This is a genomic window from Psychroflexus salinarum (assembly GCF_042677225.1).
GTDB lineage: Bacteria > Bacteroidota > Bacteroidia > Flavobacteriales > Flavobacteriaceae > Psychroflexus > Psychroflexus salinarum.
Genome location: NZ_JBHTIV010000009.1, coordinates 100,173 through 115,968 on the forward strand (window position 1 = coordinate 100,173; position 15,796 = coordinate 115,968).

Annotated in this window: 10 protein-coding genes and 1 tRNA gene; 4 read left to right on the top strand and 7 right to left on the bottom strand. The window is 34.0% G+C overall.

Annotated elements, in window-relative coordinates; all coding sequences use genetic code 11:
- Positions 1-3 precede the first annotated feature (3 nt).
- Both nusA and infB read left to right on the top strand, forming a co-directional pair.
- The gene (gene nusA, locus ACFQ0R_RS08380; RefSeq protein ID WP_379657925.1) at positions 4-1,239 is read left to right on the top strand and encodes a transcription termination factor NusA; all 1,236 of its coding nucleotides are present in this window, start codon (positions 4-6) and stop codon (positions 1,237-1,239) included.
- A gap of 55 nt (positions 1,240-1,294) precedes the next feature.
- Positions 1,295-4,084 (top strand): translation initiation factor IF-2, encoded by a 2,790-nt coding sequence (gene infB, locus ACFQ0R_RS08385; protein WP_379657926.1) that lies wholly within the window; start codon positions 1,295-1,297, stop codon positions 4,082-4,084.
- A gap of 651 nt (positions 4,085-4,735) precedes the next feature.
- Here infB and ACFQ0R_RS08390 read toward each other — a convergent pair.
- A tRNA-Gln gene (locus ACFQ0R_RS08390) sits at positions 4,736-4,808 on the bottom strand.
- 176 nt (positions 4,809-4,984) lie between these two features.
- Here ACFQ0R_RS08390 and ACFQ0R_RS08395 point away from each other — a divergent pair.
- Entirely contained in the window at positions 4,985-8,305 is a 3,321-nt protein-coding gene (locus ACFQ0R_RS08395) for a glycosyltransferase family 117 protein (protein ID WP_379657927.1), read from the top strand.
- A 5-nt stretch (positions 8,306-8,310) separates the two neighbouring features.
- A complete protein-coding gene (locus ACFQ0R_RS08400) occupies positions 8,311-8,928 on the top strand; it encodes a polysaccharide deacetylase family protein (protein ID WP_379657928.1) in 618 nt (205 codons plus the stop codon).
- A gap of 111 nt (positions 8,929-9,039) precedes the next feature.
- On the opposite strand, the gene lysS is transcribed toward ACFQ0R_RS08400, so the two are convergent.
- The 6 genes from lysS to ACFQ0R_RS08430 all read right to left on the bottom strand — a co-directional run bounded on the left by lysS (position 9,040) and on the right by ACFQ0R_RS08430 (position 15,617).
- Positions 9,040-10,731 carry a lysine--tRNA ligase gene (lysS, locus tag ACFQ0R_RS08405; protein ID WP_379657929.1) on the bottom strand — a complete coding sequence of 564 codons (1,692 nt, stop codon included), beginning with the start codon at positions 10,729-10,731 and terminating at the stop codon, positions 9,040-9,042.
- A gap of 243 nt (positions 10,732-10,974) precedes the next feature.
- Positions 10,975-11,190, bottom strand: a complete 216-nt coding sequence (locus ACFQ0R_RS08410) for a hypothetical protein (protein WP_379657930.1) — start codon at positions 11,188-11,190, stop codon at positions 10,975-10,977.
- Between the two features lie 317 nt (positions 11,191-11,507).
- Entirely contained in the window at positions 11,508-12,149 is a 642-nt protein-coding gene (locus ACFQ0R_RS08415; protein WP_379657931.1) for a hypothetical protein, read from the bottom strand.
- A 78-nt stretch (positions 12,150-12,227) separates the two neighbouring features.
- Positions 12,228-12,578 carry a hypothetical protein gene (locus ACFQ0R_RS08420; protein WP_379657932.1) on the bottom strand — a complete coding sequence of 117 codons (351 nt, stop codon included), beginning with the start codon at positions 12,576-12,578 and terminating at the stop codon, positions 12,228-12,230.
- A gap of 802 nt (positions 12,579-13,380) precedes the next feature.
- Complete coding sequence (locus ACFQ0R_RS08425; RefSeq protein ID WP_379657933.1) at positions 13,381-13,884, bottom strand: hypothetical protein; 504 nt, start codon at positions 13,882-13,884, stop codon at positions 13,381-13,383.
- Positions 13,885-13,889: 5 nt separating this feature from the next.
- Entirely contained in the window at positions 13,890-15,617 is a 1,728-nt protein-coding gene (locus ACFQ0R_RS08430) for a hypothetical protein (protein ID WP_379657934.1), read from the bottom strand.
- Between the last annotated feature and the right edge of the window lie 179 nt (positions 15,618-15,796).

A 15,796-nucleotide genomic window follows, 5' to 3' on the forward strand; every position in this document is an offset into this window, starting at 1 on the left:
ATTATGGAAAATATCGATTTAATCAACTCGTTTTCTGAATTTAAAGACGATAAATTAATAGATCGAGTAACCTTAATGGCTATTCTAGAAGACGTTTTCAGAAATGCTTTGAAAAAGAAATTCGGACAAGATGATAACTTTGATATTATTATCAATCCGGATAAAGGTGATTTAGAAATCTGGAGAAACAGAATTGTTGTGAATGATGGAGAGGTAGAAGATGATAACAAAGAAATCTCTCTTACTGATGCTAGAAAAATAGAACCTGACTTTGAAGTTGGTGAAGATGTATCTGAAGAAGTAAAACTTTTTCAATTAGGTCGTAGAGCAATTTTAGCTCTTAGACAAAATTTGATTTCGAAAATACACGAACATGACAGCACCAACACATTCAAATATTTCCAAGATTTAATTGGTGAAATTTATTCTGCGGAGGTTCATCACGTAAGACATAATGTCGTTATTTTACTGGATGATGATGGAAATGAACTCATTATACCTAAAGAACATCAAATTCCTTCTGATTTTTACAGAAAAGGAGATAATATAAGAGGTGTTATTGAAAAAGTGGAACTTAAAGGTAACAAGCCAGTAATTATACTATCCAGAACATCACCTATGTTCTTAGAAAAATTATTTGAGCAAGAAATACCTGAGGTTTTTGATGGATTAATCACTGTAAAAAATGCAGTAAGAATTCCAGGTGAAAAAGCTAAGGTAGCTGTAGATACTTATGATGATAGAATCGATCCAGTTGGAGCTTGTGTAGGTATGAAAGGATCACGTATTCACGGAATCGTAAGGGAGTTAGGAAATGAAAATATAGATGTAATTAATTATACTAATAACCCACAACTTTACATCCAGAGAGCTTTAAGCCCAGCAAAAATTGTAAATATTAAGCTGGACGAAGAGAAAAAATATGCTGAAGTCACACTTAAGCCAGAAGAAGTTTCAAAAGCTATTGGCCGAGGCGGACACAACATAAGACTCGCAGGACAACTTACAGGTTACAATATAGAAGTTTTTAGAGATGGCATAGAAGAAGAAGATGTTGAACTAGCCGAGTTTACTGACGAAATAGAAGACTGGGTTATTAAAGAATTTAGTAGAATAGGTTTGGATACTGCCAAAAGTATCTTAGAATTAGAAGTTAGCGATCTCGTAAGAAGAACAGATTTGGAAGAAGAGACTGTTATGAACGTGATTAAAATTTTAAAAGAAGAGTTTGAAGAATAGATTATTTAAACTCATCTTTGTAACATTATATAAGAGGTAATATTAGAGGCAATTTATGGCTGAATCAAAACAAACAAGATTAAACAAAGTACTGAGAGAATTTAATATTTCACTAGATCGTGCTGTGGAATATTTAAATGCTCAAGGCTACGAAATTGAAGCAAGACCTACGACAAAAATTTCTTCGGAAGTTTACGAGGTTTTATCAGACAAATTTGAGACTGATAAAAGCAAAAAAGTAGCTTCCAAAGAGGTAAGTGAAGAGCGCAAAAAGGAAAAGGAAGAGTTGCGTCTTGCAAGAGAACAAGAGCTTGAAAAGAAAAAAGAAGAGGAAGCCAGAAGAGAGCGTGAAGCTGAGGAAAATAAGAAAAAGGCAGAAGCAGCTAAGGCAAAGTCTAAAGAAGAAGAAAAAGCCAAAGCCGAAGAATCTAAGAAAGCTACTGCGCAGCAAGAAGAAACTATTAGGTCTAAGTCTAAAATTTCTGGCTTAAAACAAGTCGGAAAAATTGAGCTTGAAGATGCTAGGAAAGAAAAACCTAAAAGCAAAAAAGCATCAAATTCGCCTGAAAAGTCTTCAAAACCTGCTAAGCCTGTTTCAAAAGAAACTCCGAAAAAGGCTGAAGAAAAGCCTCAGATTAAAAAAACTGAAAAAGAAGAAGAGGAAAAATCTCCAGAAGATGTCAAGCACGAGACACAATACACCAAGTTATCTGGACCAAACTTCACAGGTGAGAAAATTGATTTAAATCAATTCAAGAAAACACCTACCAAAAAAGAGAAAGAAAAAGAGAAAGAAAAAGAAGCCGCTTCAAAAAGAAGAAAACGTAAACGTATTTCTAAAACAAACACTTCTCCTGGAGCAAATAAAACTGCTAATAAAAGAGGCGGACAAAAACCTTCTTCAAGAAGAGGTGCTAAGCCTGTTCAAAAAGAAGACCCTACACCAGAAGAAGTACAAAAACAAGTAAGGGAAACCTTAGAAAAACTTCAAGGTAGATCCTCTGGTAAGAAAGGTGCAAAATACAGAAGAGACAAAAGAGATCAGCATAAACAGCGTTCTCAAGACGATATTACCCAACAAGAAAAGGAAAGTAAAATCCTTAAAGTTACTGAGTTTGTAAGTGTCAATGAGATTGCCACAATGATGGATGTCCCAGTAACTAAAATCATTTCGGCTTGTATGTCTCTTGGAATGATGGTAACGATGAATCAACGATTGGATGCAGAAACCTTAAGTGTAGTTGCTGAAGAGTTTGGCTATGAAGTAGAGTTTGTAAGTGCTGAAGTTGAAGATACAACTGAAACAGTAGTAGAGAACCCTGAAGATCTTAAACCAAGAGCTCCAATTGTAACTGTGATGGGACACGTTGATCATGGTAAAACATCTTTATTAGATTACATACGAGAAGAAAACGTAATTGCTGGTGAATCTGGAGGAATTACACAGCACATCGGTGCTTACAGTGTAAAAATACAAACAGGAGAAACTATTTCTTTCCTTGACACACCTGGTCACGAAGCCTTTACGGCAATGAGAGCTAGAGGTGCTCAAGTTACAGATATTGCTATTATTGTAATTGCTGCAGATGATGATGTAATGCCACAAACCAAAGAGGCAATTTCTCACGCTCAAGCAGCAGGTGTCCCAATTGTTTTTGCAATTAACAAAGTAGATTTACCTACTGCCAATGTAGAAAGAGTTAAAGAATCTCTTGCAAACATGAATCTTCTTGTAGAAGATTGGGGTGGTAAAGTTCAATCTCAAGAAATTTCTGCAAAGCATGGTACTGGTGTTCCTGAATTATTGGAAAAAGTATTATTAGAAGCTGAACTTCTCGATTTAAAAGCAAATCCAGACAGACTTGCAAAAGGTAGTGTTGTAGAAGCTTTTCTAGATAAAGGCAGAGGATATGTTTCCACAATTTTAGTACAAACAGGTACTTTAAAAATTGGAGATTACGTCTTAGCCGGAACTACTAGTGGTAAGATAAAAGCTATGCAAGATGAGCGTGGCAATAAAGTAAAAGAAGCAGGGCCATCCACACCAGTTTCTATACTTGGACTCGATGGAGCACCACAAGCTGGTGATACTTTCCAAGTGATGCAAGACGAACGTGAAGCAAAAGATATTGCTTCTAAAAGAAATCAACTTCAAAGAGAGCAAAGTGTTAGAACTCAGAAACACATCACTCTTGACGAAATTGGAAGACGTATTGCACTTGGAGACTTTAAAGAATTAAATATTATTTTGAAAGCAGATGTGGATGGTTCTGTTGAAGCTTTGACAGACAGTTTACAGAAACTTTCAACTGAAGAAATTCAGGTTAATATAATACACAGAGGTGTCGGCGCCATTACGGAAAGTGATGTGCTCCTAGCTTCAGCATCTGAAGCTGTTATTATCGGATTTAACGTAAGACCAGCAGGAAATGCGAGAACTCTTGCTGATAATGAAGAAATCGATATCAGAATGTATTCAATCATCTATGATGCGATCAATGACATCAAAGATGCTATGGAAGGTATGCTGTCTCCAGAACTGAAAGAAGAAATTACGGGTACCGCAGAAATCAGAGAAACTTTCAAAATTTCTAAAATTGGAACAATCGCTGGTTGTATGGTATTAACAGGGAAAATTTACAGAAACTCTGGAATTCGACTCATCCGTGACGGTATTGTAATTCATACAGGAACATTGACCTCTCTGAAACGTTTCAAAGACGATGTCAAAGAAGTTTCCAAAGGATACGATTGTGGTATGCAATTAAAAAATTACAACGACATACAGGAAGGTGATATATTAGAAGCTTACCAGGAAGTTGAAGTAAAAAAGAAATTAAAATAACACATCGGTTTATATAAATTGAAAAGCTCCACAAATATTGTGGAGCTTTTTGCTGTTAATTAGAATGGAAAATACCCAATAACAGGTATTGACACAGCTTAATTTAAGACGTAATTTTGCACAATGGCATTTAAAATATAATCTATTATGTCTCATCCTATGTTTGAGCTTATAACTCAAAATTAAAGCTGATTTTCATAATCAGCTTTTTTTATGACTTCAATTTAAATATAAAATAGTTTAATAAATAAGCTAAAATTGATATTTAAGTAGTTACAATCTTTAAAGAAAAAATATTTAGTTACTATAATATATAAGCGAATCAACCCGGATCAGCTTAAGTTCCACCAAATACTGAAATTTTCAAAAAATAAAATTTGCGGAAATAAAAATCTAATTTCAATTATAAAGACAGCCTTTTAAAGAGATTTACAGGGGACGTTTAAGCAATATCTGTATAAATTAAATGAATGTGGAAAATACCCTTGAGATAATAAATAAAAAAACCGATTTCAATTAAGAAATCGGATTGATTAATGTTGGCCTACTAGGGCTCCCTTCGACTTCGCTCAGGATAAACTTCTCGCCCTTAAAAACTTTCTATTAAAAACAAAAAAACCGATTCCATTTAAGAAATCGGTTTAAATAAAGTTGGCCTACTAGGGCTCGAACCTAGACTCTTCTGGACCAAAACCAGATGTGTTGCCAGTTACACCATAGGCCAATAATTATTGGAGTGCAAATATAAAACTAACTTTCATATCACCAAACCCATTTTGAAAATTATTTAATAAAAATTTTAGCTTACATCAGAATCACTTAAAACAAGTCAGAATAATAAACAATATCAAGTGTTTATAAGATTTCATAATTGTTTATTTTCGTCCAAAATTTTTTTCAATGGCAAAGCACATCTTCTCATTTTGGAACAAACTATTAGGCTGGTTTGCTTTTTTAGTAGCGTTCATTACCTATTATCTCACAGCAGAACCCACAGCTAGCTTTTGGGATGCAGGAGAATATATCTCTACCTCAGCAAAACTTCAAGTTGGCCACCCTCCTGGCGCCCCTTTTTACCAAATATTTGGTGCATTCTTTTCTATGTTTGCCTCAGATGATAGCCAGATTGCTTTTATGGTTAACCTCATGTCTGGAGTAGCTAGTGCATTTGCGATTTTATTTATGTTCTGGTCTATCACGCTGTTATTGAAAAAACTAACTAAAAACATTGAAGTAAAAACTAAAGCATCGGACATAGCTATATTATCGAGTAGTTTAATCGGGGCTCTTACATTCACATTTACAGACAGTTTCTGGTTTAGTGCCGTTGAAGCTGAAGTATATGCGATGGCGGCCTGCCTCATGGCAGCGATGTTTTATATTGGATTGCTATGGGAAAGAGACATGCATAAGCCAAGAGGGAATCGCTGGTTGATTTTGATTTGTTTGATAATTGGACTCTCATTTGGTGTACATTTCATGGGGTTACTTACAATTCCAGCTATCGGATTTTTATACTATTTCAAGAATTATAAAACTATTACTGTCAAAAATTTTGTCATAGCTAACGTAGTTGTTGTCGGAATTTTACTGTTTATTTTTAAACTACTTCTACCCTACTCGCTTACCTTTTTCGCAAAGATGGAAGTGTTTTTTGTTAATAGTATTGGACTTCCTTTCAACTCTGGAACAATCATCGCTGGCTTATTAGTCATAGCTGGATTTTACTTTGGATTAAAATATACTAGACGAAAAAATTACATTCATACCAATACGGTCTTGCTTTGTATTTTATTTGTCTTTATAGGGTTTTCAAGTTGGGTCATGCTTCCTATTCGAGCCAACGCAGGAACGGTTATTAATGAAAACGATCCAAGTAGTGCTCAACAGTTATTAGCGTATTATAACAGAGATCAATACCCAGAAACTCATTTGTTTTACGGACCTCAATTTACAGAGATCTTTGCTGGCCTAGACCCAGAGAACCCCTATTTAGATGATGATCCTATTTATGAAAAAGATGAAGAGAAAGGTGAATATGTAATTATAAACGACTATAAAAATGCTAAGCAAAACTCAGATGCGGCGCATAAAACTTTCCTTCCTAGAATGTGGAGTACTCAACATGCCTCCAATTACATGATGTTTACTGGACCATTGGATTTTTCCATAAAACCAGAATACAGAGGAGAGCAAGAGCTAACGTCCATTGTCAATACATTTAGGTCTGACTTTAGAAACGGAGAGGTGTCTTCAGAAGGATATATCAGCTTTTTAAAGAGGTTCAATCAATATTTAGATATTCAAAAACCATCTACAGCATCTAACTTCAATTACTTGTTTGAATTTCAAATGGGTTATATGTATTGGAGATATTTTATGTGGAATTTCGCTGGAAGACAAAATGATAATCAAGGTAAATACACCAATTTTGATGGAAATTGGTTGAGTGGAATCGATTTCGTTGATGAAAATAGATTGGGCACACAAGAAAATCTCCCTTCAGATTTATCTGAAAATAAAGCTAGAAATACTTATTACTTCTCACCACTCATCTTAGGACTCATAGGTCTCTTTTTTCATGCGTCTAAGGATGTCAAACGGTTCTGGGTACTCACAGTTTTCTTCCTGTTTACAGGGATAGCTCTAAAGATTTATCTGAACGAACGCCCTTTTGAACCAAGGGAAAGAGATTATGCTCTCGTAGGTTCGTTCTATGTGTTTGCTATATGGATTGGTCTAGGAGTTTATGCTTTATTTCATTATCTAAAGCAATACATCACTCCTAAAATAGTAGCTCCGGCAGTGGGAATTATTTGTTTGCTTTGTGTGCCTGTTTTGATGGCGTCAGAAAACTGGGATGACCATGACCGTTCGGGCAAGTATACTACTTTAGCGATGGCCAAAAAGTATTTGGACTCTGTAGATGAAAATGCTATTCTATTCACTATAGGTGATAATGATACGTTTGCATTATGGTATGCTCAGGAAATTGAAGGCTACAGAACAGACGTAAGAACCATCAATACAAGTCTTTTTGCAACCGACTGGTATATCGACCAGATGAGAAGGAAAGCTTATGAAAGTGAACCCATTAAAACTACTTTAAAACACGATGATTATAAATATGGAACTAATGATGCAGTTTGGTATCAAGAAGATCCTAGAATAAATGATACACTTTCCATTGATAAATTTATACAATATATCAAAAGTGATAACGAAACCACTAAAGCTGAATTACAAAGCGGACAAGTCATCAATACGTTTCCTACCAAAAATATTAGAGTTCCTGTCGACAAAGAAAAAATATTACAAAATGGAATTGTAAAGCCAGAGGACGCTGACTTAATTGAGCCTAATATTTATATTACTCTTGAAGATAATCTGATTTATAAGCCCAACTTGATGATGCTAGACTTGCTAGCCAATAATGATTGGGAAAGGCCTATTTATTTCACCGGGGGAAGTTTTAGAGATGAAGACTATCTCTGGATGAAAGACTATTTGCAGCTTGAAGGAGTGACTTATAAACTCGTGCCTATCAAAACACCCGTCAATCCAAATAACCCATTTGATATGGGGCGTATTGACGAGGACAAGATGTATGACATCGTCAGGGATTGGGAATGGGGAAATAGTGGAAGTGACGATATTTATCACGATCCCGAAACTCGAAAAAACGCTATTACTTACAGAAGTAACCTGGCTCGTCTTGTCGAAAAATTGATTAAAGAAAATAAGTTTGAAAAAGCAGAAGATGTTCTTGATCTGGGCATGAAGCACATCCCTGTAGAACATTATCAGTATTATCAATTAGTCGAACCTTTTGTAACAGGTTACTATCAAATTGATAAACCAGAAAAAGCCAGAGAAATTTGGGAAAAGTTAGCTACGAATTACCAGGAATGGCTTAACTATTACGCAGGTATGAGTTATGAAAACCAAGTTGAACATGCTGAAAGAATTTTTACCGAAATCGAAAAGTATAGAAGTTTGGTCGATATCTTAATCATTTATCAGGACAATGAAATGGTAAAAGAAAAGGCAGCTGAATTTAATTCTTACTTAGAGAAATTCAGTCATTTTTATCAAGATTCAGAGTCTGAAAATGTGGACCAGGATCTTTTGGATGAACTAAATGAAGAAGATATGAAGGAGATAGAAAAGGATAGCTCGAAGAAGGGTTTATTGAGGCCAGATCAAATTCCAAATGAATAAAAGATTTGAAATCAAATGACTTTCTGAAGCAAATCTTTCCCAAACGTGTCTGGAACATCTCTACACAAAATCAAGAGATGTTCCTCACTTTTGATGACGGGCCAATTCCTGAAGTTACCCCTTGGGTGTTGGATAAACTAAAAAAGCATAAGGCTAAGGCTACTTTTTTCTGCATTGGTGATAACATCAGAAAGCATCCTGAACTGTTTCAACAAATTATAGCTGAAGGACATGCTGTTGGCAATCACACCTTCCACCATATCAATGGCTGGAAGACTTCAACCCAAGAATACCTGAAGGATGTAAAGCTTTGCAAAGAAGAAATAGAATCAAATTCAGTTACATCCAATCTATTTAGACCACCTTATGGTAAATGTACCTCGACTCAAGCCAAGCTCATTTTAAAAGACTATCAGCACATCATCATGTGGGACATAATTAGTAAGGATTATAATGCAAAAGTCTCAAAAGAAGACTGTTTTCTTCGGATAAGAAATCAAGCTAAACCTGGCAGCATTATCGTTTTTCATGACAGCCTGAAGGCTGAGACCAACATGAAGTATGCTTTAGAGAAAACGCTGGAGACTTTCAGCAACTATCAGCTTAAAAAGATAGAACTTTAGAAGGACTCATGCCTTTCATCAAAGGCTTTGTTCACTACGTGTCTTAATGATGAGAATTTAACTACAGAGACACGGAGTTCACAGAGAATCAGTTTTAAGTTTTTTTACTGCTTACAACAACCTTACAAACAAACCTTCGTCAGTTTTATCAACCGTAGCCTGATCTTTACTTCTCAATCCTTTTATAGCTTTATCCCATTTCTTATTACTCAGTTCTGAAGCTGACTTGATAGCTTCTAACTCTTGTGGAGATTCTTGTTTTAGTAATTCTAAAACTATTTTTTCCTCCTCAGTAAGCTCTACTTTTTTCTTTTCCGGACGCATTTGCGGGAAGAATAAAACTTCCTGAATAGATGGATTATCGGTTAAAAACATAATCAATCTGTCCATACCAATTCCCAAACCTGAGGTTGGAGGCATGCCGTATTCCAAAGCTCTTAAAAAATCATAATCAATAAACTCAGTCGCTTCATCGTCACCTTTCTTGGCCAATTTTAGCTGCTCTTCAAAACGCTCACGCTGATCGATTGGATCATTCAATTCTGAATAGGCATTGGCAATTTCCTTTCCACACACCATCAGTTCGAAACGCTCAGTCAGATCCGGATTGTCTCTATGTTCTTTACACAACGGACTCATTTCCTTGGGATAGTCGGTGATAAACGTAGGTTCTATATAGTTGCCTTCACACTTTTCTCCAAAAATTTCATCGATTAACTTACCTTTTCCCATGGTCTCATCCACTTCCAAGCCCATACCGAGAGCTGCTTTTCTCAACTCTTCTTCAGACTTGCCTGTGATGTCAAAGCCTGTAAACTCTATAATAGCATCGGTCATGGTCACTCGCTTATACGGCGCTTTAAAGTCCACATGATGTTCTTTAAACTTCGCTTTTGTCGTTCCGTTGACTTTCATGGCGCAATGCTCCAGCAAGTTTTCGGTAAACTCCATCATCCAGTTGTAGTCTTTGTAAGACACATAAATTTCCATGGCCGTGAACTCAGGATTGTGGGTTCTGTCCATGCCTTCATTTCTGAAGTTTTTGGAAAACTCATACACACCATCAAAGCCACCAACAATCAAACGCTTCAGATACAATTCATTGGCAATTCTCAGGTACAATGGAATGTCTAAAGCATTGTGATGCGTAATAAAAGGACGCGCTGCCGCACCACCAGGAATGGATTGTAAAATTGGCGTTTCCACCTCCATATAGCCTTGCGCATTAAAGAAATCCCGCATGGCTGTAAACAAAGCCGAGCGTTTTTTGAAAATCTCTTTCACATCAGGATTAACCGCCAAATCGGCGTAGCGCTGTCTGTAGCGCTGCTCGGCATCATGAAACCCATCATACTCCTTGCCTTCTCTATCTTTTTTGGGTAGTGGAAGCGGTTTTAAAGACTTGCTCAAGAGCTGAAAATCCAAAACTTTAATGGTTTTCTCACCGACTTGAGTCGTAAACAACTCTCCTTCTATCCCGATAAAATCACCAATATCCAGCAACTTTTTATATACTTCATTGTACAAAGTTTTATCTTCCCCTGTGCAAATTTCATCTCTGTTAAAATAAACCTGGATGCGACCTTCCCCATCCTGCAACTCAGCAAAAGATGCTTTTCCCTGGATTCTACGTGATACCAGACGACCAGCAACCACTACCTTTTGACCTTCTTCAAAATCCTCCTTTACTTGTTTGGAGGTATGAGTATAATCAAATTGAGCAGCAGGATACGGATTGATGCCCATTTCCCTGAGAGTAGCCAGTTTATCTCGCCTTACGCGTTCTTGTTCTGATAATTGCATGAGTGTATAATTTTCTAAAGCCGCAAAGATAAAGACAATCCAACAATTTCTTTTACAAACCCGGGATTAAAGATTTTAAGAAATGTGCTTGTCTCTTATTATTTTCTATTTCTACTGAATTTGTGCATTGATGGTTTGATGTTTTTAGATATTCAGTTTAAAAAATTGTTCCTGACTTTTAAGAGGTATCTTGGATAAGAGGATCTAGCTGAAGGGGTTGAAGAGGATTTAACTTAAGTAATTCTAATGCAGTTTTCGCTTTTTCAAGTCCACATTAATGACTTCCTTATTTTCATGATAAATAAGCAATCTATTTTCATAAAAATCTAATTTACCTACTTCGATTATTTTATATTCAAAAATGCTATCATTTTCGACCGTTGGCTCACCTAGCTTCTCCTTTACTTCGTCAGTCGTATAAGAAGTAAGCAACTTGCTTTCCATCAAGTCTTCAAGCATTAAGTATCTTTTTGAAGGCTCATCTATCCATACTTGCTGGTTAAAATCTAATTGAGGTGTAAAACCGAAATAAATAAATAAATACAGTGCTCAAAAAAACAATTAGATAAATTAAGATAGACGTTGAAATTGTAAATAAAATACGCTTAGTCTTTGTTTTGAACTTGACTCGATTTTTGATAAAGAAATTAACAAGTAGATAAATGAATACTATAAATATTGGTCCTGAAATAATGAATAATAGTTTCATGATATTATTGATTAGTAGGAATTAAATTGCCATCCTTAATATCTAAATCCACCATTGTTTAGAGCTTCTAATCAAACTTAGCGTTGAAATTAAATGATTTTTGCACCCTATCATTAACATTGCCTATTTCAATAACAATTTTAAAATTTGGGTATTCCAGTTCTTTTATTTCTATTATTTCAGGATTCAAAACTCCTTCTATCTTGAACAATTTACTTTGAGTATAATAATCTCCATCAGGATTTATAGTTATCAATAGACTTTGAAGTATTCCGTCATAACCTTCAAAAAAATCATCTGGAGTCGCCTTTGAGTCATCCATTATAAATATCTTCAGGAATACAGCATTAGAATACATACTGTAGCTATTCACATTTAATTCATTTATGCTTGATAAATAATATCTTAAATCTTCTTTATTGTTAATTTCAATATACCCTTCCTGACTTTTACAACTTATAGTTGAAATTAAAAAAAATAAGAAAATACTTAATTTTAAAAATGCTTTTTCCATAATTATATTATCTAACTGAGAAATGAATATGATTCTGATGTCCACCAACAGGATGAGAATAATTCCAGGTATCAGATTCAACACTGTATTTATGCTTGAAATATGGACCAAAGTTTTCTCGAACGTATAAGAAATCATCCAATGCTTATTAGTTCCATTCTTCTCCTTGATATTTGCTGTAGTGAACAAACTCATGTAAAATTGCAACACCAAGCAAAAGAAAACGAATCTAATAATGTAGAACCGCCTTTTTATTCTTTAAGTCATAGGCGATTAATATTCAACAGAGCTTAGTATTTTGATATCCCAACATCCATAAAAATCTTTTAAAGCTTCAAACTCTATATAAGCGTTTTCGTTAGGAATAAAAATTCCGAGCTTATAATTTTCTTTATTAGGCTTTATTTTCTTTAAAACTTTGATAACTAAAACATCACGATATTTTTTATCAGATGTTAAAGGCAGATTTTTAAAGTTCTCACTTAGGCTATTTTTAAAAACGATTGGATCATCTACATAATGTAAAACTTCCTTATGTTTTAATATTTTTGTCATCAATTCTTCTTTAATCGTATTTTGATATAAAAAATTAATAATTAAAAATATTGATAATAATGCCTTCATGTTTAGTAGTATTTATTTAATATCAACCATTGTGCTGAACCTGCATTTAAATCTTGACCATATGCATTAATTTCAAATATTGTACCCTTTTCAAACCTGCCCAAGCTAAAGCATCTGCTTGAGTTTATGAAAGTGAAGAGTCAAATTGCATAAGAAAATTTACAAGTGTACCTATCATATGATGTGCCATTAAATTATGTTGTGGATTAGAAGGGTTAGGATTTAAATTGGATTTAATTTTAAGAAAAAACCACCTCAATAAAGGTGGTTTTTTCTTAAAATTGATAAGTGTATATCTTTGCTATTCATTTTCTCCGTTTTTCGGAAGATGATCTTATAAATAAGCTAAAAACCCGTTTTTAAAACTTCAACATTTTTTTGGGTTCCCAAATAATTCATCTTTACAAAATAATAGCCATCAATATCCTCATATAGAAGGTAAACTATAGACTTACTGCTGATGTAGTTATGTAAATCACAAGGATTGTATGTACTTAATTGTTTTTTATCTTGAAATTGTATAGTATCTAAATCCACTTCTTTTCTAATTTCTGATAACTTATGATAGTTTTCGAAATCTTTTTTATTCGGGATCTCAAATTTATATGCGTCAGTTATAAAATCTTCTTCCTGACTATTTATAACAAGCGTGTAGTATAATTTACCATATTCATCGGCAGTAATGGAGGAAGATTCCCCTTTTAAATAAAAAGTTCATTTGTACCTTGAGAGAAGGTAAAAAAACTTGACATGAGTAAAAACAAAATTAAAATACTTTTCATTTAATTGCTTTTAGTAATAATTAAATATGCGTGATTCTACTCTTTAACAAAGACATTTCATAACAGGGCACGAAAGTTTTATCTAAGTCTGATTTAAAAATGATAAAAATATTATAACGCTTGTAGGTCTTTTTTCTGCTCCTATACAAATACTCATAATAATAAGAATAATGTTTACTAAAAAATTGTGCTAATTCTTTAAAATTAAAGTGGTTGAGTTTAATCATAAAAGGTTGAATATCCTCAAGATTTCCTTTTCTTTCCAATTCTGATATCATTTCTTTTGGTAATAAATATCTGTAATTATTCTGATCTGCTCCAGATACATAAATATGAGACATACTTATTAGCCAATTCTTTTTTTTATTAAAATGAGAGTATTTAAAGTTAATTGAATCTTTATTACTTACTTTAATAGAATCTGTCTTTTTATCTACCACCAAAAAAAGACTAGTTGATATTGATTGTGAAAAAGCACATTTCACAAGCATTACAAATACAATAAGGATTATATAGTTTTTCATATTAGCTAGTTTGGACAATTATTAGTCGTAGTGAAAATATATTGTTGATAGGCTTGATCAATACTATCTTTTTGATTTTGAGGCATATTTAACCAGGCTTCTACACTATGGTTTTTTAATCCCTGCCAGGCCGAAGCTTCATAAAATGCATCTAAATTATTCGGATTAAGAGAAGATAAATAATCATAATCACCAGTCATGACTGTCATGTGAAAACTTTTTAAGGCTTCTTTCATTGAGTTTATGTAAAGTGCAGCCATAGTCTCGTGAGCAGGAGTAGGTTCAAAATTATTATTTTCAAAACTATCATAAAAATCTCTAAAATCTAAATCACTATTTGACGGTGGTAATGTATTTAATTTTCTGAATATATCAGCATGGATATATTCATGAAGTAATGTTCTAACGACTTGTAAGGCCTTTCTGCTTTGTGCTCTAGAAGTGCTTATTTCAATATTAATTATATTACTATTTCCAGAAAACGTAGTTTTTGCATTAACTTCTACAGGATTTCCATCATCATCTATATGAATGACTTGGTCTTCAGATTTTATATTTATTCCAAATTCAGAATCATCTCCTTGAAAATTCGAAAGCATATCTTTTACAAAATCATTGCCTGAATCCTCCAAATGGTCGTTTAGACATTTCTCTTTACCCTCTAACTCATCTATTATCCTATCCTCAAAATCCACTTCTGCCTCTGGGTTTTCTATCTTAGCTAAAAGAGCATAATATCCAAAATTGTGGGATTCTACACTTTGGTTGTTTTGACTAAAGTAATTATATAATGTTTCGTAAAATAGCGAATCATTTATAATAAAAGATTTTTCTTCTCTTGTTAAAGTTTCGAGAAATGATACAAAATGTACTTCATCAAAGGATATCTGGCAATCATCGTTTAAATCATATTGCAGGTTACAATCATCACAATCCAACATTATTTCACATTCTTCCTTTGTAATAGACGGAGTCGCAGAGTCTCCTCCGCCTGTTGGTCCCGTAGAAACACCTCCGCCAGGACTTACAGTTCCTCCCGAAGTTCCACCCCCAATATCCGAACCTCCAGAACTTCCAGAACCTGAACAGCCAATTGGAACTGTTGTTAATTGTGGAGGTGTGCCTTGACTTAAATTATTCCAATAAGTACATTCCATTGCCGTTCCATCGGCAAAAGAATGAATACCCTGACTACAAGTAGTATATATAGTTTCAGTACATCCTGTATTTTTAGATAAATTATTTTTTAAGAAATTTATGATTTGTGATTGTCCATTTTGATCAATTAAAACTTTTTGTAACACTTGACCGTCTAAATTGCTTACATAATACTCGTTAGGGTTATCAGGATCTGGATAAGTAAATAAATAAGAATTTGTGTTTTTTTCAGCCTTTGTAAAACTAAAAAGTACTCTTTTGTAAGTGCCAAACGTCTTAAATGGCACAGTGAGAACCTCAACATTTTTATCTTTATGATAATATGCATTGTCGAGATCTAGTCTTTCAATCAGGCTCGTCCTTGAACTATTTTTATCTACCCTCTTCGATTTTAAAATAGCTTTAGAAGACTTTTGAAAACTTTGAGATTCTTTAAGTTCTTCCGCTGATATCCCGTAATCGATAGTTTGTATCTCTGATTCTTTTTTAGAAATCTGAATCAAATCTTTCTCACAGCCTATGGCTATAAATAAAACTGAAATTAGAAGTAATATTTTTATGGGTATAGTTTTCATTTTAAATATGTGATTTTGTTAGTTATATAGTTTCCTGGGAGTAAAACTCACAACTAAGTAAACCCATAGATAAAGGCTATTCTTTCATAAAGTCGAACAGTTTTTGCTGTGTGTGTGTGTGTGTGAAAAATCATTTTGTAAATTATTAACGAGGCAATAGTAAAACTTTAAGATTTAAA